General features: G+C 71.6%; 3 protein-coding genes. 2 read left to right on the top strand and 1 reads right to left on the bottom strand.

The window, feature by feature from the left end:
- Both ABWK99_RS14365 and leuA read left to right on the top strand, forming a co-directional pair.
- Positions 1-790, top strand: a 790-nt coding sequence (locus ABWK99_RS14365) for a hypothetical protein (protein ID WP_372595384.1), incomplete at its 5' end; no start/stop codon positions are given.
- 175 nt (positions 791-965) lie between these two features.
- Positions 966-2,726 (top strand): 2-isopropylmalate synthase, encoded by a 1,761-nt coding sequence (gene leuA, locus ABWK99_RS14360; RefSeq protein WP_372595383.1) that lies wholly within the window; start codon positions 966-968, stop codon positions 2,724-2,726.
- A gap of 45 nt (positions 2,727-2,771) precedes the next feature.
- On the opposite strand, the gene rsgA is transcribed toward leuA, so the two are convergent.
- Positions 2,772-3,806, bottom strand: a complete 1,035-nt coding sequence (gene rsgA / locus ABWK99_RS14355; RefSeq protein ID WP_372595382.1) for a ribosome small subunit-dependent GTPase A — start codon at positions 3,804-3,806, stop codon at positions 2,772-2,774.
- Between the last annotated feature and the right edge of the window lie 274 nt (positions 3,807-4,080).

Raw genomic sequence — 4,080 nt, 5'->3', positions numbered from 1 at the left:
GGGCCAGCCCGGTCAGCCGGCGCCGCAGCAGCCGTGGCAGGGCCAGCCGGCCCAGCAACAGCCGTGGCAGGGCCAGCCCGGCCAGCAGCCGGGGCAGCAGCAGCCCTGGCAGGGCCAGCCGGCCCAGCAGCAGCCCTGGCAGGGCCAGGCGGGCCAGCCCGCACCCCAGCAGGCGTGGCAGGGCCAGCCGGGCCAGCCCGGTCAGCCCTACGGCTACCAGCCCGCCGGGACCCCGCCGAGCTCCAACGGCAAGAAGGTCCTGATCATCGTCGCGATCGTGCTCGGGGTGCTGCTGCTCCTCGGGGTGGGAGCGGCGTTCGCGCTCAGGGCCCTTGTCGGTGGCGCCATCGAGTCCTACTCCTCCACGGCCTCCTCCGCGGCCGAGACGATGTTCGGCTCCGGCCAGGAGTACGGCGACAACGCCGAGCTCGACGCGCTGTGGGACCAGTGCGAGGCGGAGGACTGGTCGGCCTGCGACGAGCTCTACCTGTCGTCCGCCATCGGCTCGGACTATGAGGCCTTCGGCGGGAGCTGCGGCGGTCGGGTCGACGAGGCCGCGGGCAGCTGTGCGGTGTTCAACGGCGAGGAGCCGGACTACTCCTTCGACGAGGGCGTCACCACCTACGGTGACGACCCCGAGCTCGACGCGCTGTGGGACGCCTGCGCCGCCGGTGACATGGTCGCCTGTGACGACCTGTACTTCGCGGCGCCCTTCGACTCGGAGTACGAGCGCTTCGGCGACAGCTGTGGTGGGACCCGTGAGGAGGGTCTCGGGGAGTTCTGCGGATAGTGGTGGTCGACACCGCGCGACAGCGGGGTAAGGTGTCGACCGTGCGCCACCTCCTTCTCGGGCAGCCTGGTCTGCTTCTTGGTCGCCGCGGCGAGGCCTTCTAGGCCGGATCCTCGCCGCGGTGGTTCGGCGTCCCTGGCCGCGACCTGAACCCGAGCGCACCACGAGGATCACGATGACCATCACCCCTGACGCCCCCGCTGCCACCAACGCGCAGCAGCCCTCGCCGATGCCGGTGCACCGTTACCGGCCGTACCACGAGCAGTTCGTCGTCGACCTGCCCGACCGCACCTGGCCGACCAAGCATGCCGAGGTCGCCCCGCGCTGGTGCGCCGTCGACCTGCGCGACGGCAACCAGGCCCTCATCGAGCCGATGAACCCCGAGCGCAAGCTGCGGATGTTCGAGCTGCTCGTCGACATGGGCTACAAGGAGATCGAGGTCGGGTTCCCGTCCGCCTCGCAGACGGACTTCGACTTCGTCCGCATGCTCATCGAGACGAACCGCATCCCGGACGACGTCGTGATCCAGGTGCTCACGCAGGCACGCGAGCACCTCATCGAGCGCACCTACGAGTCGATCGCCGGCGCGAAGAACGCGATCGTGCACCTGTACAACTCGACGAGCACGCTGCAGCGCGAGGTCGTGTTCCGTACCGACGAGGACGGCGTGCTCGACCTGGCCGTCTCCGGGGCGCACCTGTGCAAGAAGTACGAGGAGCTCATCCCCGACACCGAGGTGTTCTACGAGTACTCCCCGGAGTCCTACACGGGAACCGAGCTCGAGTTCGCGGTCCGTGTGTGCAACGCCGTTCTCGACGTGTTCCAGCCGACGGCGGCGAAGCCGGTGATCATCAACCTGCCGGCGACCGTCGAGATGGCGACCCCCAACCTCTACGCGGACTCGATCGAGTGGATGAGCCGCCACCTGCACCACCGCGAGCACGTCGTCCTGTCGCTGCACCCGCACAACGACCGCGGCACGGCAGTCGCCGCCGCGGAGCTCGGCTACCTGGCGGGGGCCGACCGCATCGAGGGCTGCCTGTTCGGCAACGGTGAGCGGACCGGGAACGTCTGCCTGGTGACGCTGGGCATGAACCTGGCGAGCCAGGGCATCGACCCGCAGATCGACTTCTCGGACATCGACCACGTGCGGCGCACCGTCGAGCACTGCACGCAGCTGCCCGTCCACGAGCGGCACCCCTACGGAGGCGACCTCGTCTACACGGCCTTCTCCGGATCGCACCAGGACGCGATCAAGAAGGGCTTCGAGTCGATGTCCGTCCGCGCGGCCGCCGAGGGCGTCGAGGTCGACGACCTCGAGTGGGCGGTGCCCTACCTGCCGATCGACCCGAAGGACGTCGGCCGGTCGTATGAGGCCGTCATCCGGGTGAACTCCCAGTCCGGCAAGGGCGGGATGGCGTACCTGATGAAGAACGAGCGGCACCTGGACCTGCCGCGCCGGCTGCAGATCGAGTTCTCCCGCGTGGTCCAGGTCTACACCGACACCTCGGGCGCCGAGGTGACGGCGGACGACCTGTGGCGCGTCTTCACCGACGAGTACCTGCCGGCAGACCCGAGCAGCGGGCTCGAGCCGTGGGGCAGGTTCGCGCTGCGGGGGTCGAGGACGGTCTCGGTCGAGGACGGCCCCGACAAGCTCGCCGTCGACGTGGTCGACGACGGCGTGGAGCGGACGCTGGAGGGCAGCGGGAACGGTCCGCTCGACGCCTTCGTGCAGACGCTGGCCGGCCTCGGGACCTCGGTGGAGATCCTCGACTACGCCGAGCACGCGCTGTCGACCGGCGGGGACGCCACGGCCGCCGCGTACGTCGAGTGCGCGGTGGGGGACCAGGTCCTGTGGGGAGTGGGGATCGACCCGTCGATCACCACCGCGTCGTTCAAGGCGATCATCTCCGCGGTGAACCGCTCGCTGCGCTGAGTCCCGGTCCTGGTCCCGGAAGAGCACCGGGACCAGGACCGCGCACTACCCGTGCGGGTGCTCTCGTCGCCGTGCCCTGGCTCCGCGACGGATCTCCTTCCGGTACTCCGACCGGAGCCGCACGTCCACCCGGCGGGCCTGGAAGGACGCCTCGCGCTCCAGCGCGCGGTGGCTCTCCCAGCGCCGGGCGGGCACGGTTCCGTCGGCGACGGCGGCGAGGACGGCGCAGCCCGGCTCGACCGTGTGACCGCAGTCGGTGAACCGGCAGTGCGCGGCGAGGGCTGAGATCTCGGCGAAGAGGCTGTCGAGGTCCTCGTCGCCCTGGAGCCCGACCGAGCGGAGCCCCGGGGTGTCGATCACGGCGCCCCCGCCCGGCACGGCGTGCAGCTCGCGCGTCACGGTCGTGTGCCGGCCCTTGCCCTCGGCCCCGAGAGAACGGGTGGGCATGACGTCCTCCCCGACCAGGGTGTTGAGCAGGGTGGACTTGCCCACGCCCGAGGCACCGAGCAGGGCGATGGTGGCGCCCTCGCGGAGCCAGCCGCGCACGGGGTCGAGGCCGTCGCCGAGGGTCGCGGCGACGGCGAGCACCTCGCAGCCCGGCGCGCAGGGCCGGACCTCCCGTACCGCGCGGTCGGGATCGGGGTGCAGGTCGGCCTTGGTGAGCAGCACCACCGGTCGCGCACCGGAGGCCCAGGCCAGGGCCAGGAGGCGCTCGATCCGACCCAGGTCGAGATCGGGGACCATGGCCTGCACGACGGCCACCACGTCGGCGTTCGCCGCGAGCACCTGAGATCGGGAGGTGCCGGCCACGGAGAGCCTGCGGAGCTCGGTCCGGCGGGGCCGGATCTCCACGAGCTGTCGTTCGCCGTCGCGGGCGCCTGGGCCCAGCAGCACCCAGTCGCCCGCGGCCGGGGTGGCGGCGGGGTCGACGGCTGCCGCGCGAGTGACCGCCGCCGACCAGGGTGCGGTGAGCGGGGTCGAGGGCGTGCCGTCGAGGACGACCTCGCAGGAGCCGCGGTCCACACGGACGACGCGTCCCAGCGAGAGGTCAGTGGTCAGGTGAGAAGAGGAGGGGTCCAACGGTCGGCCTTTCGACGGGCCGGGAGCTCGTGGTGCCGCCGGCCGGGGAAACGGGTGGTCCGGGTGCTGGCATCCATGGCTGGTCTCCGTCCTGGGGTCGGTGCGCTCTGCTGGTCGGGACGCTACCGACGCGGTGCCCGCCCCGTCGCGGCTATTTCGGCCGGTGGCCCTGCGCGGGCGTGCCTGCCGGGCACCGTGTCGGTGCGCAGGGGAGAATGGCGGGGTGAGCCTCTACCGCGACGAGGCGATCGTGCTGCGCACCCAGAAGCTGGGC

The sequence above is a fragment of the Actinotalea sp. genome, assembly GCF_041597215.1.
In the GTDB taxonomy this organism is placed as follows: domain Bacteria; phylum Actinomycetota; class Actinomycetes; order Actinomycetales; family Cellulomonadaceae; genus Actinotalea.
Note: the sequence above shows the minus strand (reverse complement) of the source record. Positions and strands in the feature narration are given on the sequence as shown.

Coding starts and splice junctions, on each gene's coding strand:
- leuA (WP_372595383.1), top strand. CDS start 966: ATGACCATCACCCCTGACGCCCCCGCTGCCACCAACGCGCAGCAGCCC.